We start from the raw sequence: 19,261 nt of genomic DNA on the forward strand, positions 1-19,261 counted from the left end.
GTATGCGAGACCTGCTGTCAGCAGACTTTGGCAGCTTCCGACAATGGACCTCCGCCCGCCGGTCGGCCCGATAAATACGTGGCGCCCCTCAACACGCCTCCCTAAGCTCCTTCTTGCGCGGGGGCGGCTCCGCGGTGTGCTTCCTTCTCCACCTCTACGACACTCGTAGCGCACCCACTCTCCGCCCCCGCTGCCTCTCTCCTTCTCCTCACCCGCCCCGGGGGCCTGTTTGTCCGTGTCGCCGTCCTTGTCGTCCGTGCTGCTCCGCCGTCTTCGGACGGTGTACGTCGGGGAGGCCGGGCGCCGGCCCGGTGATCCGCCGACGACGACCGGGCTGGTGGCCCTGGAGGCCGAACTCCTGGACCGCGGGTTCGCACTGACGCCGGGTCTGCACACGGCCCTCGCATGGCTGGGACCGGCCGGGCTGGCGGACGCGGGGAAGCGGTTGGTGCGACACATCGACGCGGAGCTGGGCGCGGACCGCACCCACATGCCGCTCTTCCGCAGCTTCCCGGCCTCCGTGCCGGACGACACGCTCCAGCTGTACGTGGACCGGGTGTTCACCCTGCTGTTCCAGTGGCCGCACCAGCCGTGTGTGCTCTGCTCCACGATCGGCAGCGTCCGACCGGTCGCCCCGTGCGCCCACCTCGTGTGCCGGGAGTGCTGGGACGGCGCCGACTACTCCGGCTGTCCGATCTGCCACCGCCGCACCGCCGACGACGACCCGTTCCTGAAGCCCGCGCCGCCCGGGCGGCCGGTGGAGACGGCGGCCGGCCCTGTGCAGCCGCTGGTCCTGGGCATCGACGCCGCGGCGGACTCGGTCAGGGCGCTCGGGCGGCTGCTGGCCCGGCGCACCCCGCTGTCGCCGGAGGACCGCGACGACATCGTGGCGCTGCTCGCCCACGCTCCGGCCGGGCTCGGCTGGCTGCCCGAGGAGATTCCCGTACGGGAGACGAAGGCGCTGGTCCTCGGCACGCTGCTGCGGGACCGGCGGACCCGGGACGCGGTGCGGGCGGTCCTGCCCGAGCGGCTGACCACCGCCACGGACGTGCTGCGGCTGCTCGCCGTCTGGTCGGGCGGCGGGGCTGACCTGCTGGACACCCCCCGGAACCGTTCCCTGCCGCGCGGGCTCCGGCGCGAACTCCTCGCCGTACTGGACGGGTTGGACCCCGCCTCGCTGGTCGAGGACGTGCTGCGGCACCCGGAGCGGTGGAAGCGGGCCGCCGAAACGCTGCACCCCAACGAGCAGCACGCGCGCCATCCTCGGGCCGCCCTGGCCTTCGCGGTGCTGCGGGCCACCCATCTGTCCACGGTGACGAAGCCGCTCGCGGCGACCCTGGCGCGTACGGCCGCCGAGAACCCGCTGGCCGTCCGTGCGGACGGTGCGCTGTTCAAGGCCAACACCTGGACCGGGCGGGTCGAGCAGGCGTTCGCCGCGCGCGACACCGACACGGTGATCGCCCTGCTCGCCCAGCGGCCGGGCACCCTGTTGCGCCGGCTCGACCAGGTGCTGCGGACGGCAAAGGACGGGGAGCCGCCGCACGCGCTGGTCGAGGTGCTGGAGAGCGGGCTCGCCGGGGCCGGTCCCGGCCCGCTGCTGGCCGCGCTGGGGCGGCTGAGGATCCGTGACGTCCCCGGCGCGCGGCGGGTCTTCTTCCCCCGGGGCCAGGTGACGCGCTCGTACACCCTGGACGACACCCGCCCCCCGCTGCCGGCCACGACCGTCGCGCGGGTCTGCGCGCTGCTGGAGCGCGAGGTGCTGCGGCGGCTCTCCACCGCCTCCCGCTTCGATCTGGCGGTGCTCGACGAGGGGCTGGCGGCGCTCGCCGTGCCGACCGCCGAGAGCGCGGCGGCCAAGTCGCTGGTCTCGGTGCCCCGGGGCAGCACGCAGCACCTGCCCGAGGGCGAGGTGCTGCGGATGTTCCTGCACTGGATGCAGCCGCCCGCCGAGATCGTCGACCTCGACCTGTCGGTGGCGCTCTTCGACGCCGACTGGACGTACATCGGGCTCTGCGACTACACGAACCTGGTCTACGGGGACCGGGTGGCCGTGCACTCCGGAGACCTGACGTCCGCCCCCGCGCCGAGGGGCGCCAGCGAATACGCGGACCTGGACCTGCGCGGGCTCACCGGGGCCGGGGTGCGGTTCGCGATGCCGGTGGTGTTCAGCTACAACAACGTGCCCTTCGAACTGCTGCCCGACGCGTTCGCCGGGTTCATGGCCCTGCCGTCGGTGGAGGGGCGCGGCGCGCGCTTCGACCCCCGGACCGTCCGCCAGCGCTACGACCTGATCGGCCACTCCCGGGTCCATGTGCCGATGGTGGTGGACGTGGCGCGGCGCACCTTCCTGTGGACCGATCTGCATCTGCCGCCGTCGGAGGGCTACCACAGCGTGGCTCGGCACGTCGACGAGCTGGGCCGGGCGGGCAGGGACCTGTATCAGTACTTCTCGGCCGGGCGTACGACGTTGTGGGATCTGGCGGTGTGGCACGCGGCGGCCCGGACCGACGAGGTGGCGGTCTCCCGCCGGGACGCCCTCGTGCGCTACCGACGCGCGGCCGGGGAGGACACGGCGGCCTTCGCGGACCGGATACGCACGCTGCGCACCCCGGACGAGGAGGAGCCGCGCGACGCGGAGGACCGGGACGGAGTCGCCGCGATGGAACGGGCGGCGGCCGGGAAGCAGGTGCTGCTCGCCCTGGTGAACGGGGACGCGGCGCCGGAGAAGGTGAGCGGCACGGTCTACCGGTTGCTGCCCGGACCGGTGGACGGCTGCGGTCTCGACCGGGTGACCGCGGGCGATCTGGTCGCCGCGCTCGGCTGACCCGAAGGCGGTTGGCCGGGAACGGAGTTGCGACGGAACCGACGACGCACCCGACCCCGCCCCACCCGGCCGAATAGGGGACTGTCAGTCATGGCCCGTATTCTCTGTGACCATGCTCGACGACCGCCAGACAGCCGCACCGTGGCCGACCGCCTACCCCCAGGGGTACGCGGTCGTCGACGTGGAGACCACCGGCCTCGCCCGCGACGACCGGATAATCTCCGCCGCCGTCTACCGGCTGGACGCCCTGGGCGATGTCGAGGACCACTGGTACACGCTGGTCAACCCGGAGCGGGACCCCGGTCCCGTCTGGATCCACGGGCTGACGAGCGATGTGCTCGAAGGCGCGCCGCTCTTCCCGGAGGTGGCCGCCGAGCTGTCGGAGCGGCTCGCGGACCGGGTGCTCGTCGCGCACAACGCGGCGTTCGACTGGTCGATGATCGCCCGGGAGTACGCACGGGCCTCGGTGATCGCCCCGGTCGAGCACCGGTTGTGCACCATCGCGCTGGCCAAGGAGCTGCGGCTGCCGCTGCCCAACCACAAGCTGGCCTCCCTCGCCGCGCACTTCGGGGTCGTACAGCAGCAGGCCCACCACGCCCTGGACGACGCCCGGGTGCTGGCCGAGGCGTTCCGGCCGAGTCTGCACGCGGCGGCCCGGGGCGGGGTGCGGCTGCCGTTGCTGGAGTGCCGGCCGTTGACCGAATGGACCGACTCCCCCGTCGCCCCGCGCGTCGGGTATCAGCCCTCGCGGCAGCAGAACAGCTGGCGGCCCTCGCGCAAGCGGCCGGCCTGCCCGTATCCCAACCCGGGGCGGTACGAGAAGGAGAAGCCGCTCCAGCAGGGGATGCGGGTGGCCTTCTCCGGGGACACCTCGATCGACCGGGAGCTGCTGGAGGACCGGGCGGTGGAGGCCGGTCTGCATGTGGCGACCAGCGTGTCCCGGCTGACCAGTCTGCTGGTGACCAACGACCCGGACGCGGCCACGTCCAAGACGCAGAAGGCCAAGTCGTTCGGGACGCCGATCCTGGAGGAGAGCGCCTTCACCCATCTGCTGCGCGATGTGGCCCCCGCCGAACCGGCTCCGGGGGCGACTCTGCCGCACCAGACCCCCGCACCGTCATCGGAGTGAACCGGGCACGACTCGCCCGGCAGCCGCTCGCCCCGTGGCCGCCGGGCGTCCCACCCTGTGGCGCATGGCACGTTGCGAGGTTTGCGGAAACGACTACGGCATGTCCTTCGAGGTGCACGCACAAGGTGCGGTGCACGTCTTCGACTGCTTCTCCTGCGCCATCCACCGCATGGCGCCGATCTGCGAGCACTGCCGGGTCCAGGTGATCGGGCAGGGCGTCGAGGTCGACGGGCACTGGTACTGCGGCGCCCACTGCGCCCGCGCCGAGGGGAAGGCGGGCATCGTGGACAAAGTGTGAGGGAACACCTCATTGCCGGATCGCTCCGGCAGCACCCCTGAGTGCCGCACCCCATGACCCCGGTTGTACGGTCATGGGGTGTACCGCTTCCTGTTGACCCGGCAGTGGGTGATCCTCACCCTGCTCGGCCTCGTCCTGATCCCGACGATGATCGAGCTGGGTTTCTGGCAGTTCCACCGGCACGAACACCGGGTCGAGCAGAACAGGCTGATCTCGCGGAACCTCGACGCGCAGCCGGTCCCGGTCACCGAACTCACCTCCCCCGGACACACCGTTCCGCGCTCGGACTACTGGCGGACGGTCACCGCGACGGGCACGTTCGACACCGAGCACGAGGTGGTCGTCCGCCGCCGGACCTCGGACGACGACCGCATCGGCGTCCATGTCCTGACCCCGCTGGACCTCAAGGACGGCGGCACCGTCCTGGTCAACCGGGGCTGGGTGCCGGCCGCGCCGAACCAGACCGCCTTCCCCGACGTGCCGCCCGCGCCCCGGGGCGAAGTGACCGTCACCGGCCGCCTCAAGGCGGACGAGACGACCGGCAGCAGCGGCATCAAGGACCTCGCGGGACTGCCGGACCGGCAGGTGATGCTGATCAACAGCGACCAGCAGTCGCAGCTGCTGTCCCGGACGGTCCTCGGCGGCTACATCGAGCAGACCGCGCCCGCCCCTTCCGGTGATCTGCCGGAGCAGATCGCCCGCCCCGACGACAGCTCGATCGGCCCGCACATGGCGTACGCCATCCAGTGGTGGCTGTTCGTCGCCGCGGTCCCGGTCGGCTGGCTGATCCTCGTACGCCGTGAGAAGCGCGACCGTGAGCAGGCCGCGGCCGAGAACACGACGGCCGACTCCGCCGGGCAGCCGGAGCCGGCGAGCGCCTGAGGCCGGCGGCACACCATCGGGCTGGTTGGCATCGGCCCGGTTCGGGAAAACGCCAGGCGTGACCCCACGCATCGAGGACTACGCCCTGATCGGCGATCTCCAGACCGCCGCGCTCGTCGGCAGGAACGGTTCGGTCGACTGGCTCTGCCTGCCCCGCTTCGATTCCGGCGCCTGTTTCGCCGCCCTGCTCGGCACCGAGGAGAACGGCCACTGGCGCATCGCGCCCCAGGGCGCCGGCACCTCGGACACCTGCACCCGGCGCGGCTATGTGAAGGACTCCCTGGTCCTGGAGACGTACTGGGAGACGCGGACCGGCACGGTGAAGGTCATCGACTTCATGCCGCAGCGCGACAGGTCGCCGGATCTGATGCGGATCGTCGAGGGCGTCAGCGGCAGCGTCGACATGAGTTCGGTGCTGCGGCTGCGCTTCGACTTCGGCTCGGTGGTGCCCTGGGTGCGGCGCTCGCACGGCCACCGGGTGGCGGTCGCGGGCCCCGACTCCGTATGGCTGCGCAGCGAGCCGCCGGTCAAGACGTGGGGCCAGCAGTTCAGCACCTGCTCCTCGTTCACCGTGGCCGAGGGCGACAGCGTGGCGTTCGTGCTGACCTGGCACCCCTCGCACTCGCCGCGACCGAAGCTGATCGACCCGCACAAGGCGCTGAAGCACACCCTGCACGACTGGGCGAAGTGGACCGCGCGGTGTACGTACGAGGGGCCGTACCGCGACGCCGTGATGCGCTCGCTGATCACCCTGAAGGCCCTGACGTACGCCCCGACGGGCGGCATCGTGGCGGCCCCCACCACCTCCCTGCCGGAGGAGATCGGCGGCGTACGGAACTGGGACTACCGCTTCTGCTGGCTGCGGGACGCCACGCTGACCCTCGGGGCGATGGTCTCGGCCGGCTATCTGGAGGAGGCGGCGGCCTGGCGGGACTGGCTGCTGCGGGCCGTGGCCGGCGACCCGGCCGACCTTCAGATCATGTACGGGCTGGCGGGCGAGCGCCGGCTGCCCGAGGCGGAGCTGCCCTGGCTCGCCGGGTACGAGCACTCCCGGCCGGTGCGCACCGGCAACGCGGCCGTCCGTCAGCGTCAGCTCGATGTGTACGGCGAGGTCATCGACGCGCTCCGCCTCGCCCGCGTCGCCGGTCTCGACGACAAGCCGCACGCCTGGAACCTCCAGCTCAGCCTGCTCGGCTTCCTGGAGTCGACCTGGCGCGAGCCGGACGAGGGGCTGTGGGAGATCCGCGGCGCCCGGCGGCACTTCGTGCACTCCAAGGTGATGGCCTGGGTCGCGGCCGACCGGGCGGTGCGCTCGCTGGAGGAGAACCCGGAGCTGCCCGGCGACCCGGAGCGCTGGCGGGCGATGCGGGACGCCGTGCACGCCGAGGTCTGCGAGAAGGGGTACGACTCCGAGCGGAACACCTTCACCCAGTCCTACGGGTCACGGGAGCTGGACGCCTCGACGCTGCTCATCGTGCGGACCGGGTTCCTGCCGCCGGACGATCCCCGGGTGATCGGCACGGTCGACGCGGTCCGCGACGAGCTGGGCAGCGACGGCCTGGTCCGCCGCTACAGCACCGAGGGCGGTTCGGTGGACGGACTGCCGGGCGACGAAGGGGCGTTCCTCGCCTGCTCGTTCTGGCTGGTCGACGCGTTGCGGCGGATCGGCCGGCCGGACGAGGCGCGGGCCCTGTTCGAACGGCTGCTGGAGCTCCGTAACGACCTGGGTCTGCTGGCCGAGGAGTACGACATCGCGGCGGGGCGGCAGCTGGGCAACTACCCCCAGGCCTTCAGCCATATCGGACTGGTGAACTCCGCTGTCGACCTGGCCGGGGATGACCCGGCAGGATAGGGCCATGGATCTTGGACTGAAGGACCGCGTCTACATCGTCACCGGAGCGACCCGGGGCCTCGGCAACGCCACGGCCCGCTCCCTTGCCGCCGACGGCGCGAAAGTGATCATCACCGGCCGGGACGAGAAGGCCGTGACGGAGGCCGCCGCCGAGCTGGGCCCGGACGCGGTCGGGGTCGCCGCGGACAATGCCGACCCGAGCGCGGCCCAGCGTCTGGTGGACACCGCGCGGGAACGGTTCGGGCGGCTCGACGGCATCCTCGTCAGCGTCGGCGGACCGCCGCCGGGCTTCCTCGCGGACAACACCGACGACCAGTGGCAGACGGCGTTCGAGACGGTGTTCCTGGGAGCGGTACGGCTCGCCCGGACGGCAGCGGCCGCGCTCGGCGAGGGTGGTGTGATCGGCTTCGTGCTCTCCGGTTCGGTCCATGAGCCGATCGCGGGGCTGACCATCTCCAACGGGCTGCGCCCCGGTCTCGCCGGGTTCGCCAAGTCGCTGGCCGACGAGCTGGGCCCGCGCGGTATCCGGGTGGTGGGCGTGCTGCCCGCCCGGATCGACACCGACCGGGTCCGTGAGCTGGACGCCCTGTCCGGCGACGCGGACGCCGCCCGCACCGCCAACGAGGCGCGGATCCCGCTGCGGCGCTACGGGACGCCGGAGGAGTTCGGGAAGACCACGGCCTTCCTGCTCTCCCCCGCCGCCTCCTATCTGACGGGAATCATGGTCCCGGTCGACGGCGGGTTCCGGCACGGCTTCTGAGCCCGGCTCCTGCCCGTACGCCCACGGGCCGTCAGGACACCCGCTCCGCGCGGTGCTTGACGGCCTTGAGGCGCACCTCGGCGGGCAGTGACTCCAGACCGGCCGATTCCCTGGCGTGGGTCAGCGCCCCGTCGGCGACCGCGTTCAGTGTGCCGAGCGGCGCGGCGTGCGGCTCCATCAGCAGCCGGAGCCTGGCCCGGGGCGCGGTGCGGCGGCCGGTCAGCATCGCCTGGGCGCGGGCCACTCCGTCCAGTTCGCCCGACTCCCCGGCGAGCACGCTCTCCAGGGCGCGGCCCCGCAGCTGTGCCCCTTCGCCGTCGCCGCTGTCCACCAGCACCTCGGCGAGCCGGCCGCGGCGGAGCTGGGCGAGGAACCACCACAGGGCGAGGACCACGAGGACGGCGAGGACCGCGATCACGGTCGGCCACCACCAGCCCTCGTCGCGCCAGCGGTGCCGGTCGGCCACGCTGAGCAGCACGTCGTTCTTGCCGTCCCAGGGCAACCAGGACGGCAGGGACGCGCCGAGGCCGACGGCGAGCACGGCCCCGCCGACGGCGGCCAGCACCAGCCCGGCCAGGGCCAGCAGGACCCGGTTGACGGTGGAGCGCATGCGGCTCATCCCTTCTTCGCCGGTCGGTGCACCTGGACGGAGAGGGCCGGCGGCTTCGCCAGGCCCAGTTCCGAGACGGCCTTCTCCAGCACGGCGTCCAGGTCGGTGCGTACGTCGTCGAGTTCCCGGAAGTGCGAGAGCGCCCGCACCTTCGCCTTGCGCCGTCCCATGGCGACCCGCACGGACTGCACGCCGGAGACCTCCACGGCCCGGTCCCGCAGGACCAGTGCGGCGGCGGTGCGGTCGAGCCCGGCCCGGACGTCGGCGCGGTCGCGGCGCATGGGCAGCAGGTCGCGCAGTCCGGGGGTGAGGGCCAGCAGGATCAGCCAGAGGCCGATCAGCGCCGCGACGCCCGCCCCGATCAGCACCGCGACATCGTCCAGCTGCCGTTCGGCCAGGCCGTCGGCGAGGGAACGACGCCACTGCATGGCCGGACGGTCGGCCCGTACGGCGGCGATGTCGTAGAGCAGCAGCCCGGCGGCGCCCAGGAGTACGAGGGCCAGCAGGGCGGCCGGGACCCGGCGCGCGGACCAGAAGCGGCCGGCCCGGCCGTCGCCCTGTTCCAGGGTGGGGACCGGTGCGCGGGCCTCGGCCGACGCGTCCGGGACCGGTGTGGGCGGCTCGCTGTCGCTCTGCCCCACCGTGGGCATCCGCCGGGTCGAGCCGGTCGGTTCACCGGGTTCGGTCATCGGATCCTCCCCTGTGCGGCGGCGCTCGATCCGGCGGGGTGCAGCCGTTCGACCTGCACGGCCACTTCGGGCACGTCCATGCCGGCGAGCGCCTTGACGCGCTGGGCGACCCGGCTGCGTACGGCACCGCACTGGCGGCCGATGTCGCAGGGGTAGCCGAGCTCCAGACTGACCCGGACCCGGGCGGCGTCGCGGTGCACGGTGACCGTGGCACGCGGCGACGCCCCGTCCTCGGGAGGATCGTCGACCGCTTCCTTCGCCGCCTGGGCGGCGATCTTGGCGACTACGCGGTCGGCGATCCGGGTCTCGCCCCGTTCTGCGGCGGCGACCCGGCCGGTCACCGCCGTCACCGTCGCCGGTCGCCGCGCTCGCGACTCCGGAAGAAGTCGCCGGGCTCCAGGTCGCCGTCCAGGAAGCGTCCGGCGATGAAGCCGATCGCGCCCAGGGCGGCCACCAGTACGAAGGCTCCGAACCCGCCGAAATATCCGGCGAACCCGAGTGCCATGCCGGCCAACAGGCCGGCGACAGCCATGCTCATCGTGGTGTCTCCTCAACTGCCGTGCGACAGAACTGCGGAAGGTTTACTGGAGACGCTGACTGTCGTCGTCGTCATCGTCGTCCTCGTCGGGCAGCTTGACGTCGCTGACCGCGATGTTGACCTCGACGACCTCGAGGCCGGTCATGCGCTCCACCGCCGCGACGACGTTCTCGCGGACGTCGCGGGCCACGTCGGAGATCGACACGCCGTAGTCGACGACGATCTCCAGGTCGAGGGCCGTCTGGGACTCGCCGACCTCGGCCTTGACGCCGCGGGTGACGGACTTGCCGCCGCCGGGGACCCGGTCGCGGACGGCGCCGAACGTCCGCGACAGGCCGCTGCCCATCGCGTGGACGCCGACCACGTCGCGGGCCGCCATTCCGGCGATCTTCTCGACGACGCCGTCGGCGATGGTGGTGCGGCCCCGGGTGCCGGGGTCTCCGCCGCCGCGCTTGCTGAGCGGAGGCTTGCCGCCCGAACCGCTGTCGGGGTTGTTGCGCTGGGAGGTGTCAGTCATCGCTGCTCATCCCTTCGGGGCAGGGTTGGACTTCCTTGCCCACGTTAAGTGCGCTTTCCCCATCCCGCGCCGTGGATGCGGCAGGCTGGGGCGATGACAACGGCGCAGGGCCCCCAGAGGGCCGATGGATGGACCACCGCGGTACGGCAACGGCTCGGCCTGGGCAGGCTGCTGCCGCTGGGCGGCTCGGCGGACGGCGCGTGGATCGCGGAGACGGCTGCCGCCTCGGTGCTGCGCGGGGCGGCGGCCCGCCCCGGGACGGTGCTGGGGAAGCTGCGGATCGGCCCGACGGAGGAAGCGGTCGCCGGGAGCGGCCCGGACGGTGCGCAGGCCCCGGGCGACCAGGCGCCGCCGACTCCGCCGAGCGGGCTGCCGCCGGTGCCGCTACGGATTCAGGCGGAGTTCTCGGCTACCCCGGACCGGCCGCTGCCCGACACCGCGGCGGCGCTGCGCGCGGCGCTCCTCACGGCCGCCGCGACCCGGCTGGGCCTGGAGATCGCCGAGGTGGATCTGACGGTGACGGCATTGCTGGAGGACGGTGCGCCCGATCAGGTGACGGAGCCGGAAACGACCGTGGCCCGGGTCGCGGAACCGGAGGGCCCGGTGGCGGCCGCGGTCGCCGGGACGCCGGGCGTCGTCTCGCTGACCCGGGTCCTGGGCAGCCCCGTGCACACCGACCGGGACCATGTGCGGGTCGAGGTGGCGACGGCCGGCGACCACCGGGCCCTTGATGTCGCCCGGTCGGTGCGCACGGCGGTGGCGGCGGCCACGGAGGCGCGGCTGCCGGTGTCGGTGCTGGTCACGGAGGTGGTCAGTCGGTGATGCCCGCCAGATCGCGGAGCCGGCGGCCCTGGGCCGCCCGCTCGGCGACGCGCTGCTCCTCGTAGGTACGCGAGAGCGCGCCGCCGAGGAGGGCCTTCGTCTCGACGACGGCGTCGCGGGGTGCTGCCACCAGGGCGGCGGCGAGGTCGCGGGCCGCCGCGTCGAGCTGGTCGGCGGGGACCACGAGGTTGGCGAGGCCGGTGCGCTCGGCCTCCTCGGCGTGCACGAAGCGGCCGGTGGCGCAGATCTCGAGCGCGCGGGCATACCCCACGAGGTGCACCAGGGGGTGGGTGCCCGTGAGGTCGGGAACGAGGCCGAGGCTGGTCTCGCGCATGGCGAACTGCACGTCCTCGGCGACGATCCGCAGATCGCAGGCGAGGGCGAGCTGGAAGCCGGCGCCGATGGCGTGGCCCTGGACCGTCGCGATCGACACGAGGTCGTTGCGGCGCCACCAGGTGAACGCCTCCTGGTACTCGGCGATGGTCGCGTCGAGTTCGGCCTCCGGGCCGCGCGCCATGTCGAGGAACGACGGCTCGCCGTCGAAGCCCTCGGGAGTGAAGGCCTGCCGGTCGAGGCCCGCGGAGAAGGACTTGCCCTCGCCGCGGAGCACCACGACCCGCACCGTGCCGGGCAGCGCCCGTCCGGCCTCGGTCAACGCCCGCCACAGAGCGGGAGACTGAGCGTTGCGCTTGGCCGGGTTGGTGAGCGTCACCGTGGCGACGGCATCGTCGACGGTGAGCCGTACGCCGTCCTTGTCGAGCACAGTGTCGAGCGAGGTCATGGGGCGCCTCCGGATCGGGTGCAGTCAGCACTCAGAACTAAGTGACTGAACAGTAACCACCCGGGCGACCTTGCGGTCAGCCGGGTGGCCACCCCGAGTTCCGTTGGGCCCGAATGACGCCGAAGACACCGAATACGCAGAGGCCTCTCAGGCCGAAGCGGCCTTCTTGCCTCGTGTCGCGCCGCCGCGTCCCCGCAGCGTCACTCCGGACTCACTGAGCATCCGGTGGACGAATCCGTAGGAGCGGCCGGTTTCCTCGGCCAGCGCCCGGATGCTCGCACCGGAGTCGTACTTCTTCTTCAGGTCTGCCGCGAGCTTGTCACGCGCGGCGCCGGTTACCCGGCTGCCCTTCTTCAGAGTCTCGGCCACCCGTGCCTCCTCATGGGAAGTGCGCTCTGGACTCTCATGATCACCCCTCCCGCGCTTCCTGGCCACCCATTCGGCAAGGTCGGTGCGAGCGGTTTCCCCGACGAGAAGGGCGTCGACACGAGCGGAATCCCTGATTCCAACGGGCGCACAAGGGCGTGCGGCCCTCACCGACCCGAGAACGGGCAGGTCAGGGCCGTACGGGGAGAGACCGCCGGAAAAGGGGCGCGCGGGCGGTGAGCGCCGGGCGCACCACCGGAGTACGAGACGTTCTCACGCAGATGATGGATCACGCGTAGGCCGAATGATCTATCCCCGGTGGATCAGGCGAGGGCGACGAGGTCGCGGTAGTCCGCTCCCCAGAGGTCCTCGACACCGTCCGGGAGCAGGATGATCCGCTCCGGCTGGAGCGCCTCGACGGCGCCCTCGTCGTGGGTGACGAGGACGACGGCGCCCTTGTAGGTGCGCAGCGCGCCGAGGATCTCCTCGCGGCTGGCGGGGTCGAGGTTGTTCGTCGGCTCGTCGAGCAGGAGCACGTTGGCGGAGGAGACGACCAGGGTCGCGAGGGCGAGCCGGGTCTTCTCGCCACCGGAGAGCACCCCGGCCGGCTTGTCGACGTCGTCGCCGGAGAAGAGGAAGGAGCCGAGCGTCTTGCGGACCGCGACGAGGTCGAGGTCGGGGGCGGCGGAGCGCATGTTCTCCAGGACCGTGCGCTCGGGGTCGAGGGTCTCGTGCTCCTGGGCGTAATAACCGAGCTTGAGGCCGTGGCCCTCGATGACCTGGCCGGTGTCGGGCTTCTCGGCGCCGCCGAGCAGCCGCAGCAGCGTGGTCTTGCCGGCGCCGTTGAGGCCGAGGATGACGACGCGGGAGCCCTTGTCGATGGCGAGGTCGACGTCGGTGAAGATCTCCAGCGAGCCGTACGACTTGGACAGGCCCTCAGCCATCAGCGGGGTCTTGCCGCAGGGCGAGGGGTCGGGGAAGCGCAGTTTGGCGACCTTGTCGGAGACCCGTACGGCCTCCAGGCCCGAGAGCAGGCGGTCGGCACGCTTGGCCATGTTCTGGGCGGCGACGGTCTTGGTGGCCTTGGCGCGCATCTTGTCGGCCTGCGCGTTGAGGGTCGCGGCCTTCTTCTCGGCGTTCTGGCGCTCGCGCTTGCGGCGCTTCTCGTCGGCCTCGCGCTGCTGCTGGTAGAGCTTCCAGCCCATGTTGTAGACGTCGATCTGGGAGCGGTTGGCGTCGAGGTAGAACACCTTGTTGACGACCGTCTCGACCAGTTCGACATCGTGGGAGATCACGATGAAGCCGCCGCGGTAGGACTTGAGGTAGTCGCGCAGCCAGACGATGGAGTCGGCGTCGAGGTGGTTGGTCGGCTCGTCCAGGAGCAGGGTGTCGGCGTCCGAGAAGAGGATCCGGGCCAGCTCGACGCGGCGGCGCTGACCGCCGGAGAGCGTATGCAGGGGCTGGCCGAGCACCCGGTCGGGCAGGCTGAGCGCGGCGGCGATGGTGGCGGCCTCGGCCTCGGCGGCGTATCCGCCCTTGGTGAGGAACTCCGTCTCCAGGCGCTCGTACTTCTTCATCGCCTTCTCGCGGGTGGCGCCCTGTCCGTTCGCCATCCGGTCCTCGTTCTCGCGCATCTTGCGCAGGATCGTGTCGAGACCGCGGGCGGAGAGGATGCGGTCGCGGGCGAGGATCTCGAGGTCGCCGGTGCGCGGGTCCTGCGGGAGGTAGCCCACCTCGCCGGACGTGGTGATGGTGCCCGCGGCGGGGGTGCCCTCGCCCGCGAGGCACTTGGTGAGGGTGGTCTTGCCCGCTCCGTTGCGGCCGACGAGGCCGATGCGGTCGCCCTTGGCGATACGGAAGGAAGCGGATTCGATGAGGATGCGGGCGCCGGCGCGCAGCTCGATGCCGGAAGCGGTGATCACGGAAAAACTCCAGGGCAGTATGGACGGCGGAGGGACGAGGGCGGAGGTCTCTCGACGCCGCTAATGCACAAGGAGAAAGGCCATACGGCCCATTCTACTGGCGGTGCGCAACTTCTTTTCCGCGTGCCCGGTGGGACGAACCGTCCGATACTCGGCGCAGGGCGTCACCCCGTCGCCCGCCCGAGCCCGAGGGTGGTGCGACCGTGCAGTTCGACGACGACGCCGATCTGGACACGTCCGAGGTCCAGGATGTCCGCGGCAGCCGGATCCCGGGCGGGAAAGCCACCGTGGGCGGCGGCATCGCCGGGGTGATCGCGCTGATTTTGGGCCTGCTCTTCGGCGTCGGCCCCGATCAGCTCGGGCTGACCTCCGACGGCGCGGACCCGGCGGCGACCTCCTCGTCGGCCGGGCAGGTGCAGGAGAGCTGTCTGAAGGGGCAGGACGCGAACAGCCGGGAGGACTGCCGGACGGTGGCGGTGGTCAACAGCGTGCAGGACTTCTGGCGCCAGGAGTTCGAGCGGCGCGACGCCTCCTACGCGGGCGCGCGGACGGTCCTGTTCAGCCAGCGGGTGGGCACCGCGTGCGGGGCCGCCACCTCGGCGGTCGGGCCGTTCTACTGCCCCGGTGACCGCAAGGTCTATCTGGACCTCGGGTTCTTCGACGACCTGCGGACGAAGTTCGGCTCCAGCGGTGGACCGTTCGCCCAGGCGTACGTCGTGGCGCACGAGTACGGCCACCATGTGCAGAACCAGATGGGGACGCTGGGCCGGTCGCAGGACGGGCGGCAGGGCGAGAACAGCAACGCGGTGAAGGTGGAGCTGCAGGCCGACTGCTACGCCGGGGTCTGGGCGCACCACGCGACGACGACGCCGGACGAGTCGACCGGCCGGCCGCTGATCACGGAGCTGACCCGGGCGGACATCCGGGACGGGCTGGACGCGGCGGCGGCGGTCGGCGACGACCGGATCCAGGAGAGGTATCAGGGCCGGGTCACCCCGGAGTCATGGACGCACGGTTCGGCCGCGCAGCGGCAGCAGTGGTTCTCCACCGGGTTCCGCACGGGCGACATGGCCCGGTGCAACACCTTCACCTGAGCCGGCCGCACCGCCTGACCTGCGGTGGAGCCCTCCGGGAGGGCGTTGTCAGTGGCGGGTGGAAGACTGAGACGCAGATCACATCATGGTGGTCCCGGCAGCAGAGAAGCGGACGCGGTACCAGGAGAGGTGAGTGCGATGGCAGGCGCGGGGAGCGGCGTTCCCACGATCTATCCGACGATCCTGTACGACGACGCGAAGGCCGCGATCAGGACGTTGACGCAGGGCCTCGGATTCACCGAGGAGGCGGTCTACGAGGGGGAGAACGGCAGTGTGCTCCATGCCGAGCTGTCCCTCGGCAACGGCAGGGTGATGCTCGGTTCCAAGGGCCGCGAGGGCGTGTTCGCGCGGGCGATGGCGGGCGCGGGCCCGGCGGGGACGTACGTGGTGGTGGACCGGGTGGACGAGCACTACGCCCGGGCCAAGGAGTTCGGTGTGGAGATCCTCATGGAGCCGACCGACCAGGACTACGGCTCGCGGGACTACATGGCGCGGGACGCCGAGGGCAATGTGTGGAGCTTCGGGACGTACGCCCCGGGGTCCGGCTGAGCGGACCCCGGCGGCGGACGGTTCAGGCTCCTCCGGTGTGCACCTGGAATGCGGCCCGGCGGACCGCTTTGGCCAGGGCCGGGTCCGGGTGGGCGGCGGCCAGGGCGACCAGGACCTGGACGGTGCGCGGGTGGCCGACGGCCCTGACCTCGTCGAGCAGGGCCGGGACGGTGCCCTGGACGGCGGAGTCGAGATGGCGCACCAGCAGCCCGGTCTCGCCGTGGTCGGCGACGGCGGCCGCGGTGTCGACCCAGAGCCAGGTGGACTCCTCGCGGCTGAGGACGTCCTGGGCGTCGTCCGGGTCCTTGCCCTCGTACTCGGCGAGCCAGAGCAGCGCGTAGGGCCGCAGCGAGGGTTCGGCGAGCACGGCGCGGACCTCGGGTTCGGCGGGGGCGCCGACCACCCTCAGCGCCTCGAAGGCCAGTCCGCGCAGCAGCGCGTCCTCGCCCCGGGCGACGGCCAGCAGTTCGGCGACGGCGCTGCCGACGGTGCGGGCGGCGAGCCAGGCGCGGTATTCGTCGCGGGCCGGGCCGGGGGTGAGCCGGGCGCAGCCGAGGAGCATGTCGGCGGCGGACTGCTCGATGTTGCCGGCCGGGCTCTGGGCGGCGACGCAGATCTGTTCCAGCTTGACCCAGACCGCCCAGTTGCCGAGCGGGGTGAGGGTGGCGTGCCCTTTGCCGAGGGTCAGCGCCCCGACGGCGGCGAGGCCCTCCAGGGCCCAGTCGAGCAGCAGGGCGTTGAGGTCGGCGCTGCGGGCGGGTCCGGCGGCGGTCGTGGCGGTCGCGGCCGTCTCCGCCGGGGCGGCGGGCACCGTTCTGCCGGGGCCCAGGGGCACTTCGCAGCGCTCCTCCTGGAGTTCGGCGACGCGCTGGCCGAGGAGGTCCAGCAGGGCGGGGACGGTGACGGGGCCCGCGGAGAGCTGGAGGAGCGAGAGCACCTGGGGCACGGCCTCGACGGCTTCGGCGACCGCGCCCGCCTCGATGCCCTCGGGCGCTGCGTGGACGAGCGACCAGGCGTCGAAGAGCGCCACCCAGCCGCGCAGCACGGCGGAGTCGTCCCGGTCCCAGGCGCGCAGCCGCCAGCCTGGGCGGGCGGTGTCGCCGTGCAGCTCGATGAGTCCGGCCAGCCGGGCCCGGTCCCAGCCCGCGCGCACCTGCGCCGGGGAGAGCTCCAGAGCGGTGGCCGCCCGTTCGAGGGCGTGGGCCGCGAGCGGGGCGGTGGCGCCCGGCCCCGGGGCGCCGGCGGCCCAGTGGGCGATGCGTACGGCGTCGGCGAGCACCGCCCTGGCCTGGCGTGCCAGTTCCGTGCGGGGCGGGGTGCCCTCGGGGGGCCGGGGAGCCGGCCTGGTACGCCGGGTGGTCACGGCCTTGCGGGCGGTGGCAAGGGGTCGCGGGCGGACAAGTCGCAGCCTGGAGTCGCGCGGAGTACGGGACGTCACGGGAGCAGTCTTGCCCCTGACGGCCCGAAAGCCCAAACGGAAGGCGTTTCACCGGTACGTGAAAGGTTCCTCCGGCGCGATGGCAAGGGGGAGAGTTCACCCCATCGGCTCACATCAGGGGCGTGAGGAAGCGTCGCAGGGTCTCTTCGTAGCGGGCCGGGTCGGCGTTCCACATCGACGCATGCGGAGCCTGCGCCACGACGTGGAGGCTGACCAGGTCCGGGCGGCGGGCGGCGAGCTCGCGGGAGGGCCCCCAGGGGGCGATCGTGTCGTCCGGGCCGTGCAGGATCAGGGTCGGGGTGCGCAGCGAGGCCGCGGCCGAGGTCTCCAGCACCGGGGCGGCGCTCATCCCGGTCCTGCCCTGGGCGGCGCGGACGGCGAGCGGCAGCAGGGCGGCCGGGACGCCGTGGGCGGCGGCCAGGGCTCGCAGGGTGACCGGCCAGTCCAGCACCGGCGAGTCGAGGACGAGGCCGCTGATCCGGTCGCGGAGCGGTGACTCGACCGCGGCGTACAGGGCCATGGTGGCGCCGGTGGACCAGCCGTGGACGATGACGTTCCGCGCCCCGAGGCGCAGGGCGTGGCGGATGGCGGCGTCGAGGTCGCGCCATTCGGAGGCGCCGAAGTGGCCGAGGCCGTCGGCGGGGCGCGGGGCTCCGGGGTCGCCCCGGTAGGCGAGGTCGAGGACCGGGAAGCGCTGTGCGTGCAGGAAGCCCATGAGGTTCATGGGGTGGGCCCGGGTGGCGCCGAGGCCGTGCACGGTGATGACCCAGGTGTCGCGCGCGCCGGGGACGTACCAGGCGGGCAGGATCCCCAGCTCGCCGGGGATCTCGACCTGCTGGTGGTCCAGACCGAGGTCGCTGCCCGGGTCGCCGCCGTACAGCGCGGGGGTGAGCCGTACCTTCGCGCCGGGTTCGAGGAGCCCCTGGCCGACGCTCTCCAGTCTCCGCACGACCGTGTCGGCGGCCTGGGAGGCCCCGTCGACGACGGGTCCGACGACCGCGTGGACGCCGGGTCCGGCGAGGCCCCAGGTGCCGGGCCGGAGCGCCGAGAAGGAGCGGGTCAGGGTGACCTGCCCGGCCGCCGTGGCGTGCACGGTGAGTCTGCGGTCGGCGGGGAGGGGACGTCCGGGCGTCGCCTTGAGCGCGACGTCACTGGCGTACCGGCCGGCCGCGACCGCTGCCGCACCGACGCCGAGGATCGTGGTGACGGCCGTTGCCGTCGCGGTTACCGGGCGCACCGCTTCAGTGTCGTGGGGCGGGTGACGGGCTGCCAGCGGACGGGGGCCGTCCGGGCGGGCGCGAAGCCGGGAAGGGGGCGCAATGTCGGGGCGCGGGGCCGGGCTCCGACGGTGCGGGGCGCGGGGCGCGGGCGTCGGGCGCGGGGCGCCCGGCGGGGGTCAGCCGGGCTGGCCGTATCCCTTGAGCGCCTCGGTCACCTCGGCCAGCTGGGCCGCGTCGAGCAGGGCCGGGGTGCGGCCGGGCACGGAGCTCGCGGTGAGCCAGAGACGGCACAGCCACTCCAGCTGGGCGGTGCGCTCGTAGGCCTGGTCGAGGGTGTCGCCGTAGGTGACGGTGCCGTGGTTGGCGAGCAGGCAGCCGGTGCGGCCCTGGAGGGCTTCGAGCATGGCGTCGGCCAGTTCCGGGGTGCCGTAGCGGGCGTAGGCGGCGGTGCGGACCGGGCCGCCGAGGATGGCGGCCGCGTAGTGGATCAGCGGCACCTCGGTGACGAGGGTGGAGACGGCGGTGGCGTGCACGGCGTGGGTGTGGACCACGGCGACGGCGTCGGTGGAGCGGTAGACCGCCAGATGGAGAGGGAGTTCACTGGTCGGCCCGAGCTCCCCGAGGACCTGCCGGCCGTCCAGGTCGACGCCGACCGCGTCGTGGGGTCCGAGCCGGTCGTAGGGCACCCCGCTGGGCGTCACCAGGACCAGATCGCCGACCCGGGCGGACACATTGCCCGAGGTGCCGACGACCAGGCCGTCCGCCGCGCTGCGACGGGCCGTCGCGACGACGTCCCGCCAGGTCTCTCCCACGGATTCCGGGTGCTGCTCGCTCATGGGGCGAGCGTAGGCGCGAAGGCGCGCAACCGGAACGTCACACGGGGAGTGACGGGGATCTCTTCCGGGTGCCGAACAGCCGCTCAAAATGTTCGCCAACGGGCGGCAAAGGGCAGTCCACGCCGCACCCCACA

At 72.8% G+C, this 19,261-nt stretch carries 20 protein-coding genes; 9 read left to right on the plus strand and 11 right to left on the minus strand.

Going from position 1 to position 19,261, the window contains the following annotated elements; genetic code table 11:
- The first annotated feature begins 235 nt into the window (after positions 1-235).
- The 6 genes from G3I54_RS19440 to G3I54_RS19465 all read left to right on the plus strand — a co-directional run bounded on the left by G3I54_RS19440 (position 236) and on the right by G3I54_RS19465 (position 7,745).
- Positions 236-2,824: an MXAN_6230/SCO0854 family RING domain-containing protein gene (locus tag G3I54_RS19440; RefSeq protein WP_164616134.1), complete on the plus strand. Its 2,589-nt coding sequence runs from the start codon at positions 236-238 to the stop codon at positions 2,822-2,824.
- Positions 2,825-2,930: 106 nt separating this feature from the next.
- Positions 2,931-3,953: a DEDDh family exonuclease gene (locus G3I54_RS19445; RefSeq protein ID WP_164616135.1), complete on the plus strand. Its 1,023-nt coding sequence runs from the start codon at positions 2,931-2,933 to the stop codon at positions 3,951-3,953.
- Positions 3,954-4,017: 64 nt separating this feature from the next.
- Positions 4,018-4,251, plus strand: coding sequence for a hypothetical protein (locus G3I54_RS19450; protein WP_007459448.1), 234 nt, complete (start codon positions 4,018-4,020; stop codon positions 4,249-4,251).
- Positions 4,252-4,329: 78 nt separating this feature from the next.
- Complete coding sequence (locus tag G3I54_RS19455) at positions 4,330-5,133, plus strand: SURF1 family protein (RefSeq protein ID WP_164616136.1); 804 nt, start codon at positions 4,330-4,332, stop codon at positions 5,131-5,133.
- 58 nt (positions 5,134-5,191) lie between these two features.
- A complete protein-coding gene (locus G3I54_RS19460; RefSeq protein WP_164616137.1) occupies positions 5,192-6,985 on the plus strand; it encodes a glycoside hydrolase family 15 protein in 1,794 nt (597 codons plus the stop codon).
- Between the two features lie 4 nt (positions 6,986-6,989).
- Complete coding sequence (locus G3I54_RS19465; protein WP_164616138.1) at positions 6,990-7,745, plus strand: SDR family oxidoreductase; 756 nt, start codon at positions 6,990-6,992, stop codon at positions 7,743-7,745.
- Positions 7,746-7,776: 31 nt separating this feature from the next.
- On the opposite strand, the gene amaP is transcribed toward G3I54_RS19465, so the two are convergent.
- The 5 genes from amaP to G3I54_RS19490 are packed head-to-tail and all read right to left on the minus strand — an operon-like array spanning position 7,777 to position 10,099.
- Positions 7,777-8,355: an alkaline shock response membrane anchor protein AmaP gene (amaP, locus tag G3I54_RS19470; protein ID WP_164616139.1), complete on the minus strand. Its 579-nt coding sequence runs from the start codon at positions 8,353-8,355 to the stop codon at positions 7,777-7,779.
- Between the two features lie 5 nt (positions 8,356-8,360).
- A complete protein-coding gene (locus tag G3I54_RS19475) occupies positions 8,361-9,044 on the minus strand; it encodes a DUF6286 domain-containing protein (RefSeq protein WP_164616140.1) in 684 nt (227 codons plus the stop codon).
- The gene (locus tag G3I54_RS19480) at positions 9,041-9,394 is read right to left on the minus strand and encodes an Asp23/Gls24 family envelope stress response protein (RefSeq protein WP_164616141.1); all 354 of its coding nucleotides are present in this window, start codon (positions 9,392-9,394) and stop codon (positions 9,041-9,043) included. Before G3I54_RS19480 ends, G3I54_RS19475 begins: the two co-directional genes overlap by 4 nt.
- Entirely contained in the window at positions 9,391-9,582 is a 192-nt protein-coding gene (locus G3I54_RS19485; protein ID WP_006123598.1) for a hypothetical protein, read from the minus strand. Before G3I54_RS19485 ends, G3I54_RS19480 begins: the two co-directional genes overlap by 4 nt.
- Before the next feature lie 43 nt (positions 9,583-9,625).
- Positions 9,626-10,099, minus strand: coding sequence for an Asp23/Gls24 family envelope stress response protein (locus G3I54_RS19490; RefSeq protein WP_164616142.1), 474 nt, complete (start codon positions 10,097-10,099; stop codon positions 9,626-9,628).
- A 93-nt stretch (positions 10,100-10,192) separates the two neighbouring features.
- Between G3I54_RS19490 and G3I54_RS19495 the strand changes: the two genes are divergently transcribed.
- Positions 10,193-10,921 (plus strand): hypothetical protein, encoded by a 729-nt coding sequence (locus G3I54_RS19495; RefSeq protein ID WP_164616143.1) that lies wholly within the window; start codon positions 10,193-10,195, stop codon positions 10,919-10,921.
- Here the strand turns inward: G3I54_RS19495 and G3I54_RS19500 are convergent.
- The 3 genes from G3I54_RS19500 to G3I54_RS19510 form a co-directional block, all read right to left on the minus strand.
- The gene (locus G3I54_RS19500) at positions 10,911-11,702 is read right to left on the minus strand and encodes an enoyl-CoA hydratase/isomerase family protein (protein ID WP_103507765.1); all 792 of its coding nucleotides are present in this window, start codon (positions 11,700-11,702) and stop codon (positions 10,911-10,913) included. The genes G3I54_RS19495 and G3I54_RS19500 overlap by 11 nt on opposite strands.
- 147 nt (positions 11,703-11,849) lie before the next feature.
- The gene (locus G3I54_RS19505; RefSeq protein WP_006123601.1) at positions 11,850-12,071 is read right to left on the minus strand and encodes a helix-turn-helix domain-containing protein; all 222 of its coding nucleotides are present in this window, start codon (positions 12,069-12,071) and stop codon (positions 11,850-11,852) included.
- 320 nt (positions 12,072-12,391) lie between these two features.
- A complete protein-coding gene (locus G3I54_RS19510) occupies positions 12,392-13,990 on the minus strand; it encodes an ABC-F family ATP-binding cassette domain-containing protein (protein ID WP_164616144.1) in 1,599 nt (532 codons plus the stop codon).
- A 203-nt stretch (positions 13,991-14,193) separates the two neighbouring features.
- Between G3I54_RS19510 and G3I54_RS19515 the strand changes: the two genes are divergently transcribed.
- Positions 14,194-15,084 (plus strand): neutral zinc metallopeptidase, encoded by an 891-nt coding sequence (locus G3I54_RS19515; RefSeq protein WP_164616145.1) that lies wholly within the window; start codon positions 14,194-14,196, stop codon positions 15,082-15,084.
- A gap of 138 nt (positions 15,085-15,222) precedes the next feature.
- On the plus strand, positions 15,223-15,633 hold the full coding sequence (locus G3I54_RS19520) for a VOC family protein (protein WP_164616146.1): 411 nt from the start codon (positions 15,223-15,225) through the stop codon (positions 15,631-15,633).
- Positions 15,634-15,655: 22 nt separating this feature from the next.
- On the opposite strand, the gene G3I54_RS19525 is transcribed toward G3I54_RS19520, so the two are convergent.
- From G3I54_RS19525 to G3I54_RS19535, 3 genes are all read right to left on the minus strand, one after another.
- Positions 15,656-16,996, minus strand: coding sequence for a hypothetical protein (locus G3I54_RS19525; RefSeq protein ID WP_164616183.1), 1,341 nt, complete (start codon positions 16,994-16,996; stop codon positions 15,656-15,658).
- A gap of 184 nt (positions 16,997-17,180) precedes the next feature.
- The gene (locus G3I54_RS19530) at positions 17,181-18,308 is read right to left on the minus strand and encodes an alpha/beta fold hydrolase (protein ID WP_164616147.1); all 1,128 of its coding nucleotides are present in this window, start codon (positions 18,306-18,308) and stop codon (positions 17,181-17,183) included.
- Between the two features lie 159 nt (positions 18,309-18,467).
- On the minus strand, positions 18,468-19,127 hold the full coding sequence (locus G3I54_RS19535; RefSeq protein ID WP_164616148.1) for a class II aldolase/adducin family protein: 660 nt from the start codon (positions 19,125-19,127) through the stop codon (positions 18,468-18,470).
- Between the last annotated feature and the right edge of the window lie 134 nt (positions 19,128-19,261).

This window comes from Streptomyces sp. SID14515, from assembly GCF_010548505.1.
Taxonomy (GTDB): Bacteria; Actinomycetota; Actinomycetes; order Streptomycetales; family Streptomycetaceae; genus Streptomyces; species Streptomyces caviscabies.

Excerpts from the sequence above, each read along its gene's own strand:
- G3I54_RS19450 (WP_007459448.1), top strand. The coding sequence starts at position 4,018 with ATGGCACGTTGCGAGGTTTGCGGAAACGACTACGGCATGTCCTTCGAG.
- G3I54_RS19465 (WP_164616138.1), top strand. The coding sequence starts at position 6,990 with ATGGATCTTGGACTGAAGGACCGCGTCTACATCGTCACCGGAGCGACC.
- amaP (WP_164616139.1), bottom strand. The coding sequence starts at position 8,355 with ATGCGCTCCACCGTCAACCGGGTCCTGCTGGCCCTGGCCGGGCTGGTG.
- G3I54_RS19475 (WP_164616140.1), bottom strand. The coding sequence starts at position 9,044 with ATGACCGAACCCGGTGAACCGACCGGCTCGACCCGGCGGATGCCCACG.
- G3I54_RS19485 (WP_006123598.1), bottom strand. The coding sequence starts at position 9,582 with ATGAGCATGGCTGTCGCCGGCCTGTTGGCCGGCATGGCACTCGGGTTC.
- G3I54_RS19490 (WP_164616142.1), bottom strand. The coding sequence starts at position 10,099 with ATGACTGACACCTCCCAGCGCAACAACCCCGACAGCGGTTCGGGCGGC.
- G3I54_RS19495 (WP_164616143.1), top strand. The coding sequence starts at position 10,193 with ATGACAACGGCGCAGGGCCCCCAGAGGGCCGATGGATGGACCACCGCG.
- G3I54_RS19500 (WP_103507765.1), bottom strand. The coding sequence starts at position 11,702 with ATGACCTCGCTCGACACTGTGCTCGACAAGGACGGCGTACGGCTCACC.
- G3I54_RS19520 (WP_164616146.1), top strand. The coding sequence starts at position 15,223 with ATGGCAGGCGCGGGGAGCGGCGTTCCCACGATCTATCCGACGATCCTG.
- G3I54_RS19535 (WP_164616148.1), bottom strand. The coding sequence starts at position 19,127 with ATGAGCGAGCAGCACCCGGAATCCGTGGGAGAGACCTGGCGGGACGTC.